The organism is Coleofasciculus sp., from assembly GCF_046539235.1.
Lineage (GTDB): Bacteria > Cyanobacteriota > Cyanobacteriia > Cyanobacteriales > Coleofasciculaceae > Coleofasciculus.
Map to the genome: position 1 here is coordinate 1 of NZ_JBKHHI010000526.1, position 3,950 is coordinate 3,950.

The following is a 3,950-nucleotide window of genomic DNA, read 5'->3' on the forward strand; positions in this document are numbered from 1 at the left end:
CAAACAACAAAACCCGCCCTAATCCCAACCTAAATTTGATTCACCTCAAAACTGACAACAACACCCACCCGATTTTCCACCGCGATCGCATGCCAAAGATGTCGGGGAGTTACAGGATGGGTAAGGGCGGGTTTTGTAGAAATGTTATTGATTTCTGGGTTAATTTTACTCCTCAACCCGCCCCTACATTCGATGTTCTGCCGGGATACCCGATGTCAATATAGCTGTACTAAGACAGGGCGTGAAGACAGGGCGTGGATATTCTTTACTGTTCCCTGTTCCCTGTTGGACTAACTGATGTCCTTTCCGTACCCCGTAGTATTTGTAGGGTGGGTTAGGCGGGAATTAAATGATGGCACTTAACCGTTAAATGAACTATCCGCCGTAACCCACCACATTGAGGAAAGGGAAACCCGCCTAACTTGAGTAAAAAATGCAGGCTGGTCGCCCCTACAGGGGTTAAACTCGTATATAATTCCCAATTCTTTCACTATCAACCATGCCAGTAACAACCACGGAATATAAATATGTGGAACTTAATGAACGCAATGTTCCCTTCATCGCTGGAACCACAATGAAAGTCATTGAAATCGTCACGGCTCAAATTGCTTATGGTTGGAGTCCTGAAGAGATTCACTTAAATCATCCCTATTTGTCCATGAGCCAAATTCATTCGGCATTAGCGTATTACTGGGATCATAAATCAGAACTTGATGCTGATATCAAACGTCGTGAGGACTATGCCGCACAATCACGCCAAGAAGCTGGGGAATCTCCTTTTGTTGCCCGACTGCGATCGCAAGGGCTATTACCATGACTGTCGCCCTGTATATGGATGAACATATCCGGCGTTCAATTACACTGGGTTTACGGTTGCGAGGGATAGATGTGCTGACTGTGCAAGAAGACGAACGAGCCAATACACCTGATCCCATTTTACTTGACCGTGCGACTGAACTTAGACGTGTCATATTTTCACAAGATCAGGATTTTTTAGTTGAAGCTCAACGTCGTCAAGCAGCAGGCATTAACTTCTCTGGCGTTATTTATACGTCCCAGTTATCCATTTCTATTGGTGATTGTATCCGTGACTTAGAAATTATTGCTAAAGTGGGTCATCTTGAAGAATTTGCCAATCGTGTTCAATATTTGCCTTTATAACCGACATCGTGGGTTAGGCGGGAATTAAATGATGGCACTTTGCACTTATAGTCAGCTTTAAACCTCCTCTAACCCTTGATAGATAAGGGTTGACGGGTTGTGCAGCAAGTCCTAATTATCCCTATAAAAATGAGGTTGTATTTCCGCTGTCCCCGGCACCAGATACCCTTCCGTCCACTGGGGACGTGGGGGAACATTTCCCTCCTTAATATCATTCTGCCATTCACTATCCGATTTGCGAACAACTCCCGGCATTTCAAATTCATAATGGCTTAAAACAGGTCCGGCATACACCATTTTGTCTTCACCATTATCTACCGCAATCATCAGCAAATCCACATTCCCCACACCTTGGTGCAGTACCGCCCCCGGATCACCAAAAACGGGATCGGGAACATCCGTATGCACATCGGCAACAATCGCATCCCAACTATTAGAATCCTTCGGTTCTTCGTAGAACAAAGACGGATACCAACCCCTGTAGTAAGGACCCCCTGAACCGCCATCGATTTCCACAATATCTCTAAGGAATTGAGTCTCAGCTTGGCTAAGTTCCTGCTGTGCCAATTCCTTGGTGGCAATGTCTTTCAGGATGGCTAATTTTTCGGCAAAGTTCTCTAAGAATTCGACTTGTCGTTCCTGAATCTGGCGAGATGAACCGGGAAAACTGGTTTGATTAATCTGTTTGGCGGCTAACTGTACCATCCTCTCAAACCGTTCCCAAAATTCTGGTCTGGGTTCAACAAATCCGGCGGGGTAAAAGCAACGAGTTCCACCAGTGTAGGATTGTTTGGCATATAAAATCGTGTCGTGGCGTAACTGAGTCCAAGAGGCTAATTGGGTATTTAAGGTTTTCATTGCCCAGGCTTTTGTCCGCATTGCTTCCGGGTATTTTGCCTCGGTGGTTGGTGTCGAAAGTTCCCGTAATGTGGCTAACCAATTCAGGTAAATATTTTGTTCCCAGATGGCGGGATTTTGCTGATCCACAACGGTTTTGACAGCAGCTAAGTGATGTTGATAATTGAGTCCATCTCGAAATTGACGCCCCTCTCTATTCGTCATCCGATCCACTAATTCGGGGACAATTTGATTATTTCCTAACGCGGCAAACGCCACATCTAAACTACTGGGAATACGACGTGGTACTTTCTCTCCATCCCAGAGAATGTCATCGTAAACCACTTTACTCAACACCCAGCTATCTAAGACGAATTTTTGACCGAGAAGGGTAAAGCTGCGGGGAAGTTGGATTTGCTGGGAATCTGAGGGTGATTGATAGGAATCTCCCCGAATACTTTGCCACCCTAATGGCGTGGCTAAAATATCAGTTTGCAGTTGTTCCAGGGTGGATAATGTTTTAATATCTGTGGGGGATGTAATCGCATTTTCTGCCAAGAAATCATTCAATTCGGCAAATGTCATCGAATCAGTTTGACCGACAAAGGTTTGCAACATTTGGTCAAACTGTTGCCATTGGGAGAATTTCCCGGATTGGTTGAGGAGATGGTTGAGGATAATCGCGATACCGAGTTCCCGTGGCGAAGATTCGTCTGGATTCCCGGCAATCCGCAGATCAATTCTGCCACACCAGATCATTGCCCGAAAATACTTTTTCAGCGCCTCTGATTTTTCATAATGCCCACGGGGTTTAAACTGGGAAAAATCAACGCGGCGATCGCGTCCAAATAAGTTAAACTCTTGAAGCTGCCCAGATTCAATGGCATCAAGGGTTTCAGCGACGCGACTATTCTGATTAAAATAGGTTCTGACTCGATTCCCGGAAAGTAGCGATCGGGCAACGGCGATAAAATAATCGGCATCAAGGATACTCTCCTCTAATACACCATTCCCATACTCCTGTCGTACTTGAGGCAGCCTCTGCGCCATACCCGCTAAGATTTCAGAGAGCGATCGCGCCAAATACTCGGCTTCTAATTCCTCTAACATAGCATCATAAGACCGATGCCATGCATGAAGTAACGCATCACTAGAGACAAAAACAGGCAAATCTCGACTATAAATGTTATAAAATACAGCAGCAAAGCTAGGAGCGCTCATCCGTTCACTGACAACAAAGCCATTGCGTTTAAAAATCGCCAGTTCTTCCCCATTCAGGCGAAAATCATCGCGAGGTTGAATTGGCATCGTCTGATCCCAATACCGCCGAGAAATATCCTCTGGTGATAAATTAAAGTCATCCCAAAACTTCGCCGTCGTCACATCCCAACTAATTTGAGGCAAATAGTCAGCTTGACTGGCATATCGCTGCTGAAAGACTTGAGGGGATATCTGTCCAATTTGTTGAAGTTCTTGGTTAAATTGCCGGGTATAGTCCAAACTCCCACTAGGATATGTATTCTGGGCAATAGTAGTAATGGTTGTATCCTGGGGACTGGTATCGAGTTGTACCATGCTCGACCACGCTACATTCGGGGTAATAACCATTAACGATAACATGGGACAGGTTGCGGCTATAATCCGACAAGCCCTGCTCCACGCTTGATTCACGCGCTTCACCGCTTGACTCCTTTTCTTGAAGTGCTTGCCAAAGGCAATTTTCAGTTAACTTAATTTAAGTTTTGAGCGCTTTTTGTTTCAAATATTGATCCAACAAATATTATAAATAAATAAACTCAATACTCAAAGCCAGTATAACACAGTTCGTAGTAGGCACTTTAGTGCCATAAACGCATAGCTGAGCGATATTCAGGTTCGTAGTTAGCACTTTAGTGCTATAAACGCATAGCTGAGCGATATTCAGGTTCGTAGTTAGCACTTTAGTGCTATAA

At 44.8% G+C, this 3,950-nt stretch carries 4 protein-coding genes; 3 read left to right on the plus strand and 1 reads right to left on the minus strand.

Translation table 11 applies throughout. The features are described 5' to 3' along the window. From ACLFWI_RS27985 to ACLFWI_RS27995, 3 genes are all read left to right on the plus strand, one after another. On the plus strand, nt 1–224 hold a 224-nt coding region (locus ACLFWI_RS27985), incomplete at its 5' end, for a hypothetical protein (RefSeq protein ID WP_446415656.1). A gap of 275 nt (nt 225–499) precedes the next feature. After that, nucleotides 500–817, plus strand: coding sequence for a DUF433 domain-containing protein (locus tag ACLFWI_RS27990; RefSeq protein ID WP_446407007.1), 318 nt, complete (start codon nt 500–502; stop codon nt 815–817). After that, nucleotides 814–1,161, plus strand: coding sequence for a DUF5615 family PIN-like protein (locus ACLFWI_RS27995; RefSeq protein ID WP_446407006.1), 348 nt, complete (start codon nt 814–816; stop codon nt 1,159–1,161). The genes ACLFWI_RS27990 and ACLFWI_RS27995 overlap by 4 nt, the downstream gene beginning before the upstream one ends. Nucleotides 1,162–1,272: 111 nt before the next feature. On the opposite strand, the gene ACLFWI_RS28000 is transcribed toward ACLFWI_RS27995, so the two are convergent. Next, on the minus strand, nt 1,273–3,678 hold the full coding sequence (locus tag ACLFWI_RS28000) for a DUF3160 domain-containing protein (protein ID WP_446415657.1): 2,406 nt from the start codon (nt 3,676–3,678) through the stop codon (nt 1,273–1,275). Nucleotides 3,679–3,950: the final 272 nt, after the last annotated feature.

What these genes read in the sequence shown, in the direction of transcription:
- ACLFWI_RS27990 (WP_446407007.1), top strand. Translation starts at nt 500, where the DNA reads ATGCCAGTAACAACCACGGAATATAAATATGTGGAACTTAATGAACGC.
- ACLFWI_RS27995 (WP_446407006.1), top strand. Translation starts at nt 814, where the DNA reads ATGACTGTCGCCCTGTATATGGATGAACATATCCGGCGTTCAATTACA.